This is a genomic window from Rhizobium indigoferae (assembly GCF_034554815.1).
Classification (GTDB): domain Bacteria; phylum Pseudomonadota; class Alphaproteobacteria; order Rhizobiales; family Rhizobiaceae; genus Rhizobium; species Rhizobium leguminosarum.
Window position 1 is genome coordinate 296,705 of sequence record NZ_CP140638.1, and the last position, 17,172, is coordinate 313,876.

The 17,172-nt window shown below is 56.7% G+C and carries 12 protein-coding genes; 5 read left to right on the forward strand and 7 right to left on the reverse strand.

Going from position 1 to position 17,172, the window contains the following annotated elements:
- The first annotated feature begins 188 nt into the window (after positions 1-188).
- The gene (locus tag U5G49_RS33910) at positions 189-953 is read left to right on the forward strand and encodes a response regulator transcription factor (protein ID WP_112907984.1); all 765 of its coding nucleotides are present in this window, start codon (positions 189-191) and stop codon (positions 951-953) included.
- A gap of 244 nt (positions 954-1,197) precedes the next feature.
- On the opposite strand, the gene U5G49_RS33915 is transcribed toward U5G49_RS33910, so the two are convergent.
- From U5G49_RS33915 to U5G49_RS33945, 7 genes are all read right to left on the reverse strand, one after another.
- Positions 1,198-2,187, reverse strand: a complete 990-nt coding sequence (locus tag U5G49_RS33915) for a glycosyltransferase family 2 protein (protein ID WP_193445190.1) — start codon at positions 2,185-2,187, stop codon at positions 1,198-1,200.
- A gap of 92 nt (positions 2,188-2,279) precedes the next feature.
- Complete coding sequence (locus U5G49_RS33920; protein ID WP_193445171.1) at positions 2,280-3,260, reverse strand: glycosyltransferase family 8 protein; 981 nt, start codon at positions 3,258-3,260, stop codon at positions 2,280-2,282.
- Between the two features lie 61 nt (positions 3,261-3,321).
- Positions 3,322-4,374, reverse strand: a complete 1,053-nt coding sequence (locus U5G49_RS33925; RefSeq protein WP_193445170.1) for a UDP-glucuronic acid decarboxylase family protein — start codon at positions 4,372-4,374, stop codon at positions 3,322-3,324.
- 45 nt (positions 4,375-4,419) lie between these two features.
- Complete coding sequence (locus U5G49_RS33930) at positions 4,420-5,913, reverse strand: sugar transferase (RefSeq protein WP_193445189.1); 1,494 nt, start codon at positions 5,911-5,913, stop codon at positions 4,420-4,422.
- Between the two features lie 7 nt (positions 5,914-5,920).
- A complete protein-coding gene (locus U5G49_RS33935) occupies positions 5,921-6,787 on the reverse strand; it encodes a WecB/TagA/CpsF family glycosyltransferase (protein ID WP_113543868.1) in 867 nt (288 codons plus the stop codon).
- A gap of 841 nt (positions 6,788-7,628) precedes the next feature.
- Positions 7,629-9,755 (reverse strand): right-handed parallel beta-helix repeat-containing protein, encoded by a 2,127-nt coding sequence (locus tag U5G49_RS33940; RefSeq protein ID WP_193445169.1) that lies wholly within the window; start codon positions 9,753-9,755, stop codon positions 7,629-7,631.
- Positions 9,752-11,071, reverse strand: coding sequence for an O-antigen ligase family protein (locus U5G49_RS33945; RefSeq protein WP_105010096.1), 1,320 nt, complete (start codon positions 11,069-11,071; stop codon positions 9,752-9,754). Before U5G49_RS33945 ends, U5G49_RS33940 begins: the two co-directional genes overlap by 4 nt.
- Positions 11,072-11,689: 618 nt before the next feature.
- Here U5G49_RS33945 and U5G49_RS33950 point away from each other — a divergent pair.
- Genes U5G49_RS33950 through U5G49_RS33965 form a run of 4 tightly spaced genes read left to right on the forward strand, consistent with a single transcriptional unit; the run spans position 11,690 to position 17,083 of the window.
- The gene (locus U5G49_RS33950) at positions 11,690-12,640 is read left to right on the forward strand and encodes a glycosyltransferase family 2 protein (protein ID WP_193445168.1); all 951 of its coding nucleotides are present in this window, start codon (positions 11,690-11,692) and stop codon (positions 12,638-12,640) included.
- Positions 12,637-13,737: a glycosyltransferase family 4 protein gene (locus U5G49_RS33955; protein ID WP_112907992.1), complete on the forward strand. Its 1,101-nt coding sequence runs from the start codon at positions 12,637-12,639 to the stop codon at positions 13,735-13,737. Before U5G49_RS33950 ends, U5G49_RS33955 begins: the two co-directional genes overlap by 4 nt.
- A complete protein-coding gene (locus U5G49_RS33960; protein ID WP_182564039.1) occupies positions 13,731-14,873 on the forward strand; it encodes a glycosyltransferase family 4 protein in 1,143 nt (380 codons plus the stop codon). Before U5G49_RS33955 ends, U5G49_RS33960 begins: the two co-directional genes overlap by 7 nt.
- Positions 14,870-17,083 (forward strand): GumC family protein, encoded by a 2,214-nt coding sequence (locus U5G49_RS33965; RefSeq protein ID WP_193445167.1) that lies wholly within the window; start codon positions 14,870-14,872, stop codon positions 17,081-17,083. Before U5G49_RS33960 ends, U5G49_RS33965 begins: the two co-directional genes overlap by 4 nt.
- Positions 17,084-17,172 lie beyond the last annotated feature (89 nt).

Below are 17,172 nucleotides of genomic sequence, written 5' to 3' on the forward strand. Positions count from 1 at the left end.
TGAGATGTTCCTTTATATTTCGGCCTTACGATAGAAGTTGTGCGCCACTTAGCCTATATTAGCTACTGTAACGTTCCGCGAATTGTGGTATTCGATTCCTACTTTAGAGTTTCCTAAACCCCCGTAATGAGAGGGGTTGGTACTCGGGCCGTAGTGTGGCGTAACGTGTTTAGGGGGAGGGTGAAGCTGTGAATTCAGCGCTTATACCGAATTTGGACCTAAGGCAGGAAAACGTAGCCTTTCCCCTTAAGATGGAGAACAATTCGAATATACCTGTCGTGTCGGCAAGACAGACGCATTCGCTTGTCATTCTCGACAATCGTGAACTTGATCGGCAATGCCTGGCGCAATGCATGGCTGCCCAGAAGGCGGATTTGCAAATCCTGGCATTTGGATCAATTGAGGAGTGGAAGCAGAGGCGCGACGAATATCCTCCGCTTTCCGCCATCCTTCTGAACGTCGGCGGCAAAAAGATCGATGAACCGGCAGTTTCGGAGCAAATTCGGAAGCTTTCGTCCGAATTCGCATCAACGCCACTCATCGTATTGGCTGATAGCGACGATTTCGGCCAAATCGTTAGGGCGCTTGAGTACGGAGCCAAGGGGTTCATACCCGCCTCAGTCAGCGTCAGCGTATGTATGGAGCTGATTGCGCTGTCCGTGGCAGGCGGAATTTTCGTGCCCGCAAGCGCCCTGTTCGCCATGCGTCACTTGCTGGACTCGAGCAATTCTACCGCGCGCCCGCTAGCCGGCATATTCACGGATCGTCAGGTCGAAGTCGTGGAGGCGCTGCGACGCGGAAAGGCGAATAAAATTATCGCTTATGAGCTCAATCTTCGAGAAAGTACTGTAAAGGTGCACGTTCGCAATATTATGAAAAAGGTCAAGGCAACGAATAGGACGGAAGTCGTATTCAAGCTCAACGACTTGTGCCAAACCAGTATTTCGGCGTGAGCTTGAATAAGGCGTTGTGCTGATCAACCGTTGGGGCAAATCTTTTCGTATCTTGGAACCACGGTCTTGCTCAAATCCCCCGGTGGCGCGAATGCGTCACCGGGTCTTTTGATTCCGGGGCGCCTCCATCACGTCCCCCACGATCTTGGCCCGCGATTTTGGCATGAATAGCGATCGAGCGCTCAACCACCCGACTGTTGTTTGCGTACTTGCCGATGAACTAACCCGGCCCGGTCCTGCCTATTTATCCGGCAACTCCTCGCCCGATAGAATTCAAGGCGTACCAGCACTTTGGCCCGATTGTTTGCTTGCACACCAACTTGATCCAGGGCAGTGAATTTCGCACTTCGGGAGAAACCTCGAGAGCAAAGCGCTGAATAGCCACGGCCGTGGGAACATCGAAATTATTGAATGCCATGCCGGCCAGCCGAAGCGCCTCTTTCCCAAGATCCTTGGCAAGAAAACGTCTTAGTTTCTCATCTTTCCGAAGGCTTTCCGCGCCTTGGCGAAATAGAATATCGAAAGCCTGTCTTCTTTGCCGGAGGTCAGGAAGGATACTTTGTCCATAGTATTGTAGCGACATGTTCGAAGCATGTCTGCGGTATACTGCTTGGTCTTGGTTAATGTAGCCCACTCCAGCATGTGATGCGAGCCGGAGCCACATCTCCATATCACCGGCATGCGGCAGTTCCTCATTATAGCCGCCGACCTGTTTTTGCAGCGTCGTTCTCACGACGGCTGTCGGTGTCGGAACCAGATTGGTTGCTCCACTCAACCGTATGAATTGCGGACCGGACAAGACTTGCATGGGAGGCACACCATTGTCGCCGAGAGGATCGACGCGCTTACTGACGCCACTCGGCTCAGCTATGAGCGCGTTCCCGAACGTAAACCCCACATGCGGATGATTGCGCATCAGCTCCGAAGCGCGAACCAGCGCGCCTGGCAAGAGATAATCATCCGCAGAGAGAAGCAGGAACAAGTCGCCGCCCGCCCACTCGATTCCCCCATTATAGGTGGCGATATGGCCCTTGTTTGCCGTGTGCCGCCGATAGGTGACCCGTTTGTCGCGGGATGCCAGAGCCGTTCCGACTTCCGGCGTATTGTCTGGCGAGCAGTCATCCAGAATAAGCACGCGCACATCGACGCCTGCTTGTGAAAGAACACTTCCAACACATTCCTCAAGGAAATGAGCGTAGTTGTAGCAGGGAATGACGACATCAACGCGTTGCAAACTTGTTCCTCCGCAGGCAATCGTTCGTTCGAAGCATTTCATGCAACCCGAACTCGGCTTCGTTTCGCTCTTACGCGTTCGCCGCTCCCGGATTATCGGCGCGACGTTGATGCCTGCGCCCGCATAGCCGATTTCGTGCAGGACCATGCCGCTCTCAACAAGACGGATCGGGCAAGCAGCCGCGAGCCCGCACGCTTCAGGCCACTTCGAACGCGCTCCCACCGGCTAAGTGCAAAACGGGTCCGGGACCGAAACGTATCGTAGAAGGCGACGTTCGGGCTCAAGCTTCCCGATTTCCAGGGCTTCACGTTGGTCACGAAATGAACGATGGCGAGCTTCTGCTCGAGCGCGATGCGGGCGATCGCCTGCGTTGGCTCGAACTGAAAATTCCAGGCGCGGTCCAGGATCTTCCACTTTCCGTCGCAGGCAACGTTAAGGGCGTCCTGATCCGAATATTCCGTCGCCGGAAAGCGGTCGAGATAGTCCAGCGATCGTTCCGTTATTCGCTCGTTTCGCCATTTTTCAAGGTCGATAAGAAGAATGCCGGCGTTGAAATAACGTTTGACCCGAGGACCGCCTGTTGCACCTGGTCCATTGCTCACACCATTGTCCAGCCAGTAATCCGGTACGGCGCCGACCACCGCCTCGCCGAGGTCGATATTCCACAACTGTTCAAGCGCAGTTAGGACCAGAATGTCGCCATCCAGATACAGAGCCCGGTTGCAGGTCTGCGGAAGGAATTGCGGCAGAAGGATTCTTGCGAAGGTCATCCTCGAAACGCCAGGGCGAGTGGAAAATCCGCTTGCGAAGGACAATGTAGCGATGGGATGCCACTGAATGACTGCAGAATTTGCGGGCAGGGATTCAAAGATCAGTCGCTTTGTTTCTTCGCCTATTCCCTCATGAATGACATGGATATTCAAGGGCCATGCGCTTCGGTTATTCTCGGCGATCGATCTAAGGGCGGTCGCCAAGGGGACGGCGTAGGCCGCATCGACCGCAAAGACGATGGGCCCCAACCGCTGTTTTGCACCCGCAGGCGCGGCTCCTGTTCGTATGCTATGCACATTCATGTTTCAGCACCATCCCATCGAAAGAACACGAGCTTCGCCTTGCAATGATCGGCGTTGCTGTTTACGGCCCGATCGATACGGCTTCCTGAACGGGAAGGCCGACGGCCGGGGTAGGCAGATGGGTATAGGCCGTTCGCGAGGACTGGACGCCAAGTGTGCTCTTGGCTCCGCCAGAAAGCTTCCACTCGAAATACGCGATCGTTTTCTCGAGCCCCTGTCGCAGGTTCACTGTCGGCTGCCAGCCCAGTTCCTGCTTTGCACGGCTGATGTCGGGTTTGCGCTGCGTCGGATCGTCAATCGGCAGAGGCTTGTAAACGATGCTTGATTTCGATCCCGTCATCTCGATGACCATTTCGGCTAGTTCCCGGACCTGGAATTCTCCCGGATTACCGAGATTGATCGGGCCCGTAACGCCGGCCGGCGTGCCCATCAGGCGGATGAAGCCCTCAATCAGATCATCTACATAGCAGAAGGAGCGCGTTTGCGTGCCGTTGCCGAAGATGGTGATCGGCTCGTTTTGAAGCGCCTGAACGATGAAATTGGAGACAACGCGGCCGTCATTGGTTTGCATGCGCGGCCCGTAAGTATTGAAGATCCGCGCCACGCGGATTTCCACGCCGTATTGACGATGGTAATCGAAGAACAATGTTTCGGCACACCGCTTGCCTTCGTCATAACATGCCCGCGGCCCGATGGGATTGACGCTGCCTCGATACTCCTCGGGCTGAGGATGGACTGCCGGATCGCCATAAACTTCGCTCGTGGATGCCTGGAAGATCTTCGCCCTGGTGCGTTTTGCCAAGCCGAGCATATTGATGGCCCCATGCACATTGGTCTTCACGGTCTGCACGGGGTCGTGCTGATAGTGAACCGGAGATGCCGGACAGGCGAGGTTGTAGATCTCGTCGACCTCCACATAGAGCGGGAAGGTAATGTCATGGCGGAGCACCTCGAAGCGAGGATCATCAAGAAGATGCAGCACATTGTCGCGCGAACCGGTGTAGTAATTGTCCACGCAGAGGACTTCGTTGCCCTCTCGCAAAAGCCTTTCGCATAGGAATGATCCCAGAAACCCGGTGCCGCCGGTTACCATAATTCGCTTTTGTCCGTGCATTGGTATGCTCCGTTGTTGATGGTTGCCCCGCGGAAGCGAGGATGGTCAGTAGGCTCCCCTGCGCTTGAAGACCGCAGGGATTGTGCTGAGAAGAATTTGGCAGTCCAACCATAGGGACCGGTTGTCGATGTAGAACTCGTCGAGTTGCTGCTGCAGTTCGATATCCGCATTGCTTCGTTCGGATATCTGCCAGAGGCCCGTTAGCCCCGGTGTTACCGAACGCCGCTTGTCACGGAATTCGCTATCCATCGCTGAAAGGTGATATTCTGGAAACGGACGCGGTCCGACGATGGCCATCTGCCCCGCAATGATGTTTGCCAATTGCGGCAACTCGTCGATGCTCGAAGAGCGCAGCATATGTCCTATAACCGGAAGGACGCGCGGATCGTCCTTGAGCTTGAAGTGGCTCAACCACTCGGCGCGCATGTTAGGGTCATCTCGGAAGACGGCTTCAAGGCGCTGCTCTGCATCCTGATACATCGTCCTCAATTTCAGGACGTGCACCGGCTTGCCGGACCGCCCCTCCCTGGTGTGCCGGAAGAAGACGGGGCCTGGATCGATGGCATAGATTGCGGCCGCTGCAAACGCGATGAATGGGGCGACCACGATCGATGCAGGGATGGCGATTGTGAGATCGAGGATCCGGCGAACCAGGTCCGAGTTCACTGAACTCCCACTGGTGGTAAGGCGAATACCGATTTCTCCGCCGACATCCGCAGGTCGCAATCCGCTTACCTTGAGGCTCGGCGTGTCGGACAGCAAAATGACTTCGGCGAACTTCCGACGCATCGCCGCCAAATCGGGTGCAAACGCGCCTGTGTCGCCCGCAATCACGGCAATGGATGGCCCGCCATCGGGCAATGCCTCCAAACTATCGGGGGAAATGGCCTCCGGCCTGATGCCATACTGCCAGTGGTTATTGAAATGGGCCACGAGAGCGGGAGTAAGGTTGCACCCCCCTATGACAACCGCGCGCTCCCCCCAACGTCCAAGTTTCCAGCACAGGCCCCGTGCAAGCCAATGCACAAATGGCTGAACAATCAGCCCGAGAGCGAGGAATCCAATGACGGCAAGCAGCAGTCGTTCCCCCTCCGGCAGGATAATTGCTCCAAACGCCGCCAGGACAGCCACCTTGACGGCAGCTACGGTGCGCCGCCGCAGATGTTCGTGGTCATGCAGCCGATATCCAGGATAGAGGCCGGCCGATGCGTAAAGAATAATCGCGGCGAGTGCTGCGATCGTGAACGTACGCTCCGCCATCGTGCCTTCCAAACCACTGGGGAAAAAGGACAGGACAACAAAATAGGCAACCAAATAGCTTGCAATGTCGCCGACGACCAGGAAGGACGAGGTTGCAAGCCGAGGAAGCCGACGCCGTATTGCGACGAGCATATTCAGCCCTGTCCGGTCAAAGGGATCGGCGGTCTTAGCCGCTATGGGGGGCACGGAACCTGCCGCAAGCGCCCGCGCCGCCATATCATTTGATTTGGCTGCCTTCGACGGACCCGGAGTCATTGCTGGCGACGCAAATAAGGACATGATGGCTTTACACCTTTGCAGCTGCTGCTTTTGGCGCGCTTGATCCAAAAACCGCGTCTTCGATCGGAAACTTCCGAAGCCCCAGTCTCTGGAATGCCGTCAGTGAGATGAAGGTCGGCACGACGAGCGCATAGCGCCGCCACAGCCGTCGCGGCTCGCATAAAAGACGAAACGCCCATTCGAAGCCGCTTCTTTGAATGAACCTTGGAGCCTGCCGCTTGAGGCCCGCGTGGAAATCGAATGCGGCTCCGACACCGATGAGCATCGATGCTTCCAGACTATCGCGCATGCGCGCCATCCAGAGTTCCTGCTTGGGGCTGCTCAGCCCGACCCAGATGATATCGGCGCCCGACCGATTGAGCCGGTCGGCAATATCCGTTTCCTCCTGCGTCGACAGTTTGCGAAAAGGCGGCGCATAGGAGCCGACGATCCGTGCTTGCGGAAATTTTGCGAGAAGGCGCGCCTGCAGTTGTTCGAGCGTTTCGGCCGTTGCACCATAAAGGAAGTGGCGCAAGCCCTTGGAGCTGCCGGCATCGAAAACGGATAACATGAGATCCGGTCCATAGACCCTGTCGCTTTCCACATGACCAGCATGTCTCAGCGCCCAAACAAGCGGCATGCCGTCGGGGGTTACGAGGAACGCCCGGTTATGTATCGACCGGAGCTCGGGATCATCTTGACAGCGGACGATGCCGTGTGCGTCGCGAACGCACACATATTCCTTCCTGCCGTCTTCGATCGCTTTTTGAATAAATCCCGTCGCGCTTTTGAGATTGACTGCCGAAATGCGAACCCCAAGGACATTCGCCCACCCTAAGGAGCCCTTTGGACGAAGAACTGAAGTTTGGCTGCTGCCTGCTGTTTGCTTTCCCATGACCTACGCTTTCGCGATCGAAACTGTCATCAGAATATCCCGGCAGGCCGATTGCCTCCATACTTGCCGCTCCAGCTATTGGACGTAGAAGAGATTTCATATTTACGTCTTATGCTACGATGACGTACAATATTCGAAGTAAGTCTATGTACCCCACCGCTTACCATGTTGCTCTTTTTGATGACCGTTGGCCCGAAATAGCGCTTCGACCCGCGCAGAGCCGCAGAAGCTATTCACTCTCGTGCGACAAAGCTGGTGAGTTTGAGCGCGAACAAAGCCGGGGAGAGAGACATGATCAACCCAATAGGCGAGATGAGGGCCCCGGCTGGCGAGCGTTCAGAGATGTCCGACAGAACCAACCAGCTGCGGAACGATCTAAGTTCCAACGGCTATGGGCCATATAGTCATCAGCGAATTCCTGACCCCTGAGCAGGTGGAACGCTTGAGCCTAGCACGATCTTCGAACGGATCTGGCCGCGGCTTCGCCTGGACGGTAAAGGGCCTTCACCTTGACGCGATCGATCATTCGACGGCTCGGCACCCCCCACCGCGTCGCAGTTTTCATGACCTTTGGTCCGCCTGACGCGTGGACCCATTCCTATGCCGAGGAAGGCTCCAATCGCATTTTGATGCATGCCTGTATCGCCTATGCCTGCGAGCCTCGCGCAAGATGCGAGTTGGGCAAGGGTTTGAATGTCGCTTTGAAATCGGCTCGCCACGCTCATCTCGTCCTGGCTGCGGCGGTTACCAGCAGCGCGTGCGCGCCATGAGTGAAGGGGGTTATAATTCGCCATAGCTGCGGACTATCGCAGCAGAACACCCCTCGTCGCGGCGCCTATTGTTACTCGGGCGGCGCGACTACGCTTCCGGTGTCCTCGCCAGCCTTCTGAAGATCTCGTAGACTGCCAAATTCCCCCCAACGCATGATCTGCGGATGTATCCTGAAGCTCTTGTCGTTCAAGTTGCCGCTGTAGCGATTGCGCGCAAATTGCACAAATCCGAGCCCAAGATCGGGAGCGTTGACATACGCTACAACGCCGCCGTCACTGTCAACCGATACAATATTCTCCTCAATGCGATTAGGGCGTGCCCATGGCGGACGCCAACCCTTGCCGGTACCCTCATCAACGCGAAAAGCCGCGCCCGATCCGTGTGTGATGACGTTTCCCGCCACCAGGTTGCTCCAACCGCCGTTGATACCGATCGCCGCGACGTTGCCCGAGAGCGTATTTCCCTCGATACGCAGTCCGCTCGCCTTCCCATCCGTATAGATCGCCCAGCTGATAGGAGACGGCCATTCGCTGGTATTCTCATATCCGGGAGGCCAGAACGTCCCATCGACCCTGTTCATGAGATGACCAGTCCCCGTCACCAGATTGGAGCGGATGATGCTGTTGAGAGGGTCAGCCTGCTCGCCCATCATCTTGATGGCGCCGCCATCTGCCGTCCGCTGATTGGCGTTACGGATCTCGTTATGCTCGATGACAGCGTTATAGACGGCGTCGTTAGAACCCCACAGCGAGCCGCCGGCGATTCCGAACTGCGCCGTGTTTTCGATCAGGTTGTCGGCGATCCTGACATTGTCAGCCGCCTGAAACCATATTCCGGCGGTTTCAATGTAAACCTTTCCGATGTCATGGATATGGTTTGAAAGGATCCTGGAGCCGTTTGACTTGCCGAATGTGCCATAATTTGTGCCGACGTAAATCCCGTTGCCAGCCACATCCGCAATCACATTGCCGGCAATCAACGCATCCTTGCTTTCCGTCACATGGACCCCGACGCCGACATTTTCGATGCTGTTGCCGAGAATCTTGACGCCATCAGCGTGTTCGATCCGTATGGCGCCAAATCCTCTGGTTTCCGTATAGAATTTGCCGCTGCCTTCCGGAGCTCCATCTCTAAACTCGAGCCCTGATACGACCATCCCATTGGCCCCATCCAACTTGAAGAATGTCGGCAGAATGCCGGCGACGACTACGGAATTGGGTAACGATTGATCGACAGGGATGTAATGGAGCTCGCCCGCGGCAAGGTCGTACCACCACTCTCCGGGGGCATCGAGCAAGGCCTTGGCTCCGGTCAGGAAATAGCGGCTGCCTTCTGCTGTAAAGAAATAACCGGTGCCTTTCGTATTGACAGTCCGGCGGGCCGAATCGATGGATACAACTGGGAGCGTATCATTGCCCCACTGGCTTCCGGGTTGATAGCCTCCAACGATGTCCACGACCAGTCCACTTGTATCATCCACTGCCGGAAGATCGCCGGCATGGAAACAAAAGCGCGTGTTTCCTTCCCACATGTCGATGGCAGGATTGCACTTTGCGGCAAACAACCATCCCTTGCGTGGATCACCATCAGCGGGAGCGTTGGGGAAACGAGCCCGAGTTTGGCGCATCCCATTGACGAAAAGGTCGCCGACCACTTCATCCGGTGGCAATTTCAGTGGCGCCGTCCAGCGACCATCAGCCTGTTGCGCCCAGTTGCGCACGTGTCGTCCGCCATGCAAAATCGGCACTTCTTTGCATCTTGCCGTGAGGATCAAGCCCGTATCGCGGGCGTCAAAGACGATCGGCTGAGTGAGGTAGTAATCGCCTCTACCAAGCGCGATTGCGTTGGTGCCGCCCTTCGCGCGGGCAGCATCACGGGCTCTTTCAATGCTGGCGAAAGGGCCATCGTCACCCTGCTGATTTGCCGTCGGAAGAAGGCCGCTCCAGGTGTCTTTGCCATCGGGAGAAACGTAAAATATCGTCCGCGGCCCCGTGCTGCTGCTCAATACGTCGGTTAAAGAAGTCCCATTCAACTCGGGCGACAAAGTCGCGGAAGCTTCCGCGCAAGTGGCCTCCCTGACGAGCATCTGCAAGCGCTCGGGCGCATCTATCTCTGTCCCTACTGGAGCCGGATTGCCGGACTGCGGATAGAGCATGACAGGCAAAATGCTCAGGATCAGTCCAAAATGCCGCCTCATGATATCTGCAACCCGCTCGCAACGCCACGCGAGGGCGCCTGCCGAGGTGGCGAACGGCTGAGCGAAACGACGGGCGCGTACAGCGAAAACATGATGATGGCTGCGGTAAACAGGATGAAGATGGCATCATTCTGAACGAAAAAAATACTCTCGGTCAGATTCATCACCAGAATCATGATTGTTAGGACGTTGAGCCAGAGCCACCCGTACTGCGTATCGTGACAGTGAAGGACCGCGCCCCGGCGGATTGCCTGGGGAAGCATCAGAACAAACGGAATCATTCCCGTTATTCCAAAGCTTAACAAGATATCGCGGTATCCATTATGCGCGTGGGGCGCCGGCCATCCGAGCTTTAACCACATGTGCGTCGCTTCCGGGTTCGCGGTTGTCCAGAAGGCCTGGTAGCCATAACCAAGAAACCAACGATCGGATATTTCGCGATCAACCAGTTCCCACAATGGCACCCGACCCGTCAAAGTCGCGTCCTTGCCGAGCGCTTCAAGGGCCGGAACCAGGAATTCGTGAAGCGAAATCAGAATGCCGAGAGACAGCTGAATGAAAAACAGGACGATGACGACGCGGCCAATGCTGCTGCTTCTTTGCAGGAGGGAATAAAAGCCGATTAGGCAATAGGCCACTGACGTTGCAATGATCGCGGTCATTGATCCGGAGCTTGCAAGGCAAATCACACCCGCGGCCAATACGATGAACGCGGTTCGCCGCAGGCCGAGCGTCCCGTCGATCAGCACGGCCGTCGCGACCAGGATCGTCAGAGCTGCGTACCAGCCCAGGACGTTCTTGTGAATGAAGACGCCCCGCATAGCACCATCCGGCATACTGGCGAGGGCTGGTGACACCAAGGAGATAACCACACTGAGGACGCTACAGGTTCCCAGGGTCACAAATAACAGGAACAGCAGCTGCCTTGGCGTGAACCGTATCGCCAGAACGTAGGAAAGAAGTACACAAAACAAAAGGCCGATGGCGCGCCTCAAGGTCGTTGGAGGTGCTATTGACCACAGGGTAGACAAAAACGGCAGGACAAGGATCAGGGGAACAATCAGATTTCGCCTGAGCGCCGTTAGAAATTGCGGAAAATTGCGTATCAGGATCACGATTGTAAATGCATACACAGGAAAGCAAGGAAGACGCAGCATGGATTTGGCAGATTCGCTGAGCGTTCCGTCCGCATCTGACAGGATGAGTGGCAGAAAGGCGCCTGCCTGAAGAAAAATGGATATGCTGGCGCCCCAGCATTCGATGACCCGCCAACTGATGGTTGGTCCGCTGGCAGTTCCGAGGCTATCTACTCTCATTATCCGTCCCGACTGACTTGAAACACAAGCGACTGTTGATCGCGGCAGATCAAAAAACAGGTGTCGGCATTCGTGCTGCACTGCTCCCAAGCAACCATTCAGCCACATCCGCAGTCAACCTGTCCTAGTGAAGGGCGGGCTACGCCTAATGCACCTTCGCTCCACCTAAAGACTATGGTGTGCGTAAGACTTCAGCCGGTGTTTAGCCAAAAGACGGGTCTTCATGTCACCGGATTGCCCTTAAGAGCAGATGTTGCGCATGTCGGTTCACCGGTACCGTGGCAACGATCGTCTTGTGAAGCGTGGTGGGTAAGCCGCGGTTCCGCTGGCATGAGGCAACAATTCTGACAGAGGCTCTCTCTGCAGTCGAAGCCTGGAAGGTTTAGGATTTCTATGTTTTTGCGTCATGATCCTAGTTCTCTATGCAACACGACGGGCGCCCCACTCGGCGTGGCGATCTCATCGGCCCTGCGCGAGATGCTGTCCGGCCGACAAGGGACTTTGGATATCACCATCCCCGAGGCTCCAAACCTCGATGGCCGCGTCAGGGGCGACGTCTTAAGCAACTTTGCGCTGCTGTATAGCGGTGCAACGCCGCAATCCGCCTGAGAACGCGTCATGGAGCAGCCAGCCCTCAGTGTCCTCATCAATAATTACAACTACGCTCGCTTCGTCGGGCGGGCGATAGACAGCGTGTTGAACCAGGACGCGCACAACGTAGAGATAATCGTCGTCGATGACGGCTCTACCGACCAGTCGCGGTCTGTTCTGGAGGTGTATGGCAGCCGTGTGAAGGTGATCTTTCAGGAAAACGCAGGACAGGCCGCCGCAATCAATACCGCTGTGCGCGAAAGCGCGGGCGAGATCCTTTGTTTTCTGGATGCCGACGATTGGTGGGCGCCGAGCAAGCTGTCGGCAACGGCTGCAGCGTTCCGCGCAAACCCTCACGCATCGCTCGTCTATCACCGACTGCAGCCAACCCTTGTCGATGGCACGCCGACTTCCAAACCGATCCCTCGAAGCCTGTGTTCGGGCGCTTTGTCGCCTCTACTCACAAGATCGGCTGGCTGGTGGCCGTTTCCGATGACGTCAGCCATCGCGGTACGACGTAGCGCATGGAATGCAGCGGGCAGCATTCCCGAACAGTTCCGCATATCAGCCGATGCCTGGCTCGTGGGGATCTATCCGTTTCTGGGGGACGTCATTGCCATGTCGGATCCGCTTGGGTTCTACCGCATCCACAATAACAACTGGTATCGCTCGACCGAAGATGCGACCACACTAAGGAAGCGGATGACGCACTGGCAGCAAACCGTTGAGGCAACGAACCTGTTTCTCTCAGCCCATAAGCTGCCGGCAAGACTACATCTGACGGATCACTATCCCTATCGCGTCGCGTCGGCAAAGCTGCAGGGAGCCGATGCACGCACCCGGTTCAAGCTTGCCGTCGAAGGCCTCTTCTTTGCCGGCGAACCGAACCTGCTCAGGCGGGCGCGCGATAGTTTGCGCTCGGCACACGGCCTGTCACGGCTCGGTCTGGGCGCCGGCTTGTCGGAGGCAGCGGAATGAAGGCGCTGCTATTGGTGTCCGAACTGGAAGATTATACCATCGCGTTTGCCAGCGGCGTTGCCCAACACCTTGACGTTGTGCTTGCCGTGCCGCGCCGGCGCTACGCACATCTCGCCTCTTCCATCGATCCAGCTGTCGATCTGCACCTTCTGGACTGGCCAAGACACCGTTCTGTCTCCAATCCCTGGTTTCTGTACCAGCTTACGCATCTGATCCGGCGGGAGCGGCCGAACCTCATCCATCTCCTTAGCAATTCGACACTTTGGCTGAACCTCGCCGCGCCATTCTGGCGCCCGATCCCGCTTGTGACGACCGTTCATGACGTGGAAATCCATCCCGGCGACTCCGATACGCGTACGCTGCCCGGCTGGGCCCCCGAATTGATGGTGAAGCAATCGGGACATCTTGTTGTCCACGGTGAGGGACTGAAGCGGCTGGCCGTCGATCGATATTCAAAATCGCCGGACTGTGTCCATGTTCTGTCGCATCCCTCCATCCTTCGTTATGCAGAGCTCGCCCGGCGACAGAAGATGGTGCCGCGCCAAGCGGATGGAACTATACGCGTCCTGCTCTTCGGACGGATTTTTGCCTACAAAGGCCTGGAACATCTGGTCCGGGCCGAGGCGATGCTCAAGGACGCACTTCCCAACCTGCGCATCACGGTCGCAGGACGTGGCGACAATCCGCTTATCTTCCAGCCGCTCATGGGGGATGTCGGCCGCTACGACATTCGCAATCGTTTCATCGAGGATGCAGAGGTCGCCCAGCTTTTCCTGGACACCGACATCGTCGTGCTTCCCTATACGGAAGCATCCCAAAGCGGTGTGCTCAACCTTGCGGCCGCATTTGGCAAACCGGTCATCGTTACGGATGTCGGCGAGTTGCGAGGCACCGTTCAGCCCAACGGGCTGGGAATGGTGGTCTCTCCCGGAGATGCCAAAGAACTCGCGGCAGCAATCAGGACATTGGCAGACAACGGCGAGCTTAGAAACAATTTCGGTGCCAATGCGCTCGAATGGGCACAAGGACCGAATTCGCCTGAACGGGTCGGCGCTCAAGCCGCGGCTGTTTATCGGGAGGTGGTCGGGTCATGCTGATGGAGGCCCTCACGGACAGAAGTCGAATGGCAGCACGGAACGCGGCTAGCGTCCGCCACTATGTTCCGGGCGGCTGCGAGAACGGCGGCGGAATCGGCAGGCTGATCGGCTATATAACAGAGACCGCGAAAGAGACCGGAACGCAACATTTCGTCACCGATACCAGAGGGGCTCGATGGTCCAAGGTGGCATCACCCGCACGCCTGCTCGCCGCCATCCTGACGATGGCAAAGGACCGGATTGTTGCGCCCGCTCGCATTCACCATATCCATATCGCCGGCCGCGGCAGCACCTCCCGAAAACTGATCCTGACCGAGGCTGCCCGTTTGCTCGGGTGTTGCCACATATTGCACCTGCATGATTACGACTATGCCGGCGACTTTGCGCAACGCTCGCCGCGCCAACAACGGCTCATACGTCGGATGTTTCAAAATGCCGATTGCGTTGTGGCGCTCGGCCAGCGCGATCGCATGACGCTGACGACACTTCTGGGCGTTGACGAGCACCGCACGGTCGTTGCCCATAATTGCGTCCCCGACCCTGGGTCGCACGATATTCGCGTCGGTCAGATACCGTTGATCGTATTCCTTGGCCGGTTGAGTGAACGCAAGGGGGTCAGAGAGCTTCTGTTGGCGCTGAGCCACCCGGTCATGAAAGAACTCCAGTGGCGGGCTGTACTTGCAGGCGACGGACCTGTTGAGGATTATCGCCGTCAGGCTGACGCCATGGCGCTTGCAAATCTGGTAGAAATGCCCGGCTGGCTTGACGCCGGTGAGGCGCGAGCCCTGTGTGCGCGTGCAGATATACTGGTCCTGCCTTCGCACGCCGAAGGTCTGGCAATGGCCGTGCTCGAAGGGCTGTCCCACGGTCTCGCCGTCGTCACCACGCGTGTCGGGGCGCATGACGAAGTCATTACCGACGGCGAAACCGGCATCTTCGTCCCAGTCGGAGACCAGGATGCCCTGGCTGCAGCCCTGGCGAAGCTGGTGTCCGATCCAGAAATCTGCATCCGCCTCTCGGTCCAGGGGCGCACACATTATCTCAACCATTTCAGCATGAGGGCCTATATGCGGTCGCTCGAGAAACTTTACGAAACCGTTTCCGCGAAACCTCAAGCAATGGTTGGCGCACAATGACGATTTCCACTGTTCCGCCGGACCGCAACCTTCCCATCTCGCCGATGCGCTACGACCCTCGCTTTCAGGTGGAGACCAAGGCGGACAACTTGGATCTGGGATCCGTCTTCCGTCTCGTCCGGCGAAGAATGATCATGATCATCGCGATAACCATTCTGTTCATGGCGCCCGCGGCGATTATGATCTTTGGGTTGGAGCCCACCTACCAGGGCTGGGCCCGGTTAATTGTCCACCAGCCCCTCGCAACATCACTTGATACGGACGATGCCGGCCACAGTGATCTGCTTGACGCGAAATCGGAGACTGAACGGCTTCGATCCAGAAGCATCGCAGAGCGTGTTGTCCGCGAACTGCATCTTGAAGTGCGGGAGGAATTCAATCCTGCGCTGCGGGAGATCTCGTTCTTTGAAAGGGTCCGGGCCACGTTGCGTGGCCTGTTCGACACAAAAAAAACCACCCCGCCTGATCGGGACAACATCAACGCCATCATCCCGGAATATTTCAGGGCGCTCGGCGTGTGGCATGAAGATAAGAGTGACGTTGTCCAGATCAGCTTCAATTCGACTGATCCTCTACTGGCAGCCGCAGTTCCGAACCGGATCATCAGCATTTACCTCGATGAACGGAAGGGCAGTGTCGATGCCCGCCTCGAGACAGCGGGAGAATGGATCCGACAGCGCATCACCGAACAGCAGGCTCGCGCGGACATTTCTCGCGACGCTGCCCGCAAATACCAAGAATCGATGGACGTCGTCTCGAAAGAGGACGCTCAGGAGGAACGGATCAAGTCATTTCTAGAGCTCACTGGCCGGGAAGGGAAAATCGAAGAAAGCCGCGTTGAGGTAGAGGGGGTGATATCGGCGCTGGAAGCAGCGGATAAAGCTTCGGTCGTAGCACAGAATATCGTCGTCCCCGATAGCATTGCCATAAAGCAACGCGATCTTCGCGGACAGGAGCAGGACCTCGCCCGTCTTCTTGAGACATATGACGGCAATGCCGACGCCGTGGTGGATTTACGTGGCGAGATCGAAAAATCCCGTGCCGATCTCGACCTTGCGACCAAGCAATATCTCCAGACAATGCGCGCGAAGCTCACCGCACTTGATCATGAAGCTGAAGGAGTACAATCCCGGCTGGTTGTTGCTCAAGAAAAACGCATTCGCGATGCGCTGGTGCAGACGGAGTTGTTGCGACTGCAGAAAATCGCCGAAAAGGAACAAACGGCACTCGACAAGCTTGAGAACCAGCGCCGTGACCTCGCCGCGAAGGCCATGCTGCCGGGGGCGGAATTGGAAGTTTTATCACCGGCTACAGTGCCGCTCGCGCCGCAGGGACGTGGACGGCTTTTCTATCTGGTAGGCGCCCTCCTGGCTGCAATCTCGGGAGCCGTAACGGCTGCTTTCGTGATCGAGATGTCGGACCGGACCGTCCGGAGTTTCGACCAAGTAACTGCAATGGCGCGCACGATACCGGCTGGACTTATCCCGCGTCTGGCGCGGTGGGAAAATTCGAAAACGATGTTCGAACATATGCCGGTCCCGATGTTTGACGAAGCAATCCGTACCGTGGTGCTTTCACTCAAGCAGTCCAATGGCGGCAAGTCGCCGAGCAGTATCGTCGTTACCTCGGCCCACAGCGGAGAAGGCAAGTCGCTGGTCGCGAGATCGCTGGCTATCGAACTTGCCGCCGCCGCAATTCCGGTGCTGCTGGTCGATGGCGACCTTCGGCGGGGAAGACTCGATTCGTTTTTCAGGTCGGGGTTAAAGTACGGACTGAACGAATTCCTGAATGGCCAGGCCGATCTCCGCGACATCATCTACCGCCATCCATGCGGTATCGACTTCATTCCGTCCGGAAGATTTAGTCTCCAGCGGCGCATCCGTTCGAACGGCTTGGCGGAAATCATCGAGATAGCAGGCGCCGCTGGCCAGATTGTCATCTTCGACAGCGCGCCTGTGCTCGCCTCGGCAGATACCGTGCATTTGACTGCCCTGGCGGAAAGAACACTGGCGGTCGTTAGATGGGGAAAGACGAGCCGCCGCGCGGTCGAGTTCAGCCTGCAGCAGATGAAAATCTCGAGAAATTCTGAAATCGTTGTCGCGATCAACAATGTAAATCCCGCAAGGCACGCGCTATATAATTTCAGTGATTCGGAACTATTTTCGAAATCACTGATGAAATACTACAGCTTAAAGGGAGCTAATACTTAAAATATAAAGCGCTAAACTCTCATTTGTGTGATATTGTACGAAATATACAGCATCATCCGCTTCTGCATTGGTATTCGAGTTGGAGGGCA